The sequence below is a fragment of the Halalkalibacter lacteus genome, from assembly GCF_036663595.1.
Taxonomy (GTDB): Bacteria; Bacillota; Bacilli; order Bacillales; family Bacillaceae_D; genus Halalkalibacter; species Halalkalibacter lacteus.
Map to the genome: position 1 here is coordinate 1 of NZ_JAWRVL010000420.1, position 240 is coordinate 240.

1 protein-coding gene is annotated in these 240 nt (G+C 66.7%); it reads right to left on the bottom strand.

The window, feature by feature from the left end:
* Positions 1-240: eCIS core domain-containing protein (locus SAZ04_RS22870; RefSeq protein ID WP_332700067.1), on the bottom strand; the 240-nt coding region annotated here is incomplete at both ends.

The following is a 240-nucleotide window of genomic DNA, read 5'->3' on the forward strand; positions in this document are numbered from 1 at the left end:
GCTTTGGCGCCCAAATCGTGATTGAGCTCATTCGCCTCCGGTCCGGTGTGGACGCGCACATCGCTGAAATCATGCCCGGTGGCGGCGCTCATGCGTTCCTGCATGCCGCCATCCAGGGACTGGCCTCCGCCGCGCGCGTGGTTGATGCGGCCGGCGGTTTCGTCATCCAGGTCAAAGGGGCCGTCGCCGCTGCGCTGCGCTGCTTCGCTACGCTGCGCTGCGCTGCTTCGCTGTGCAATC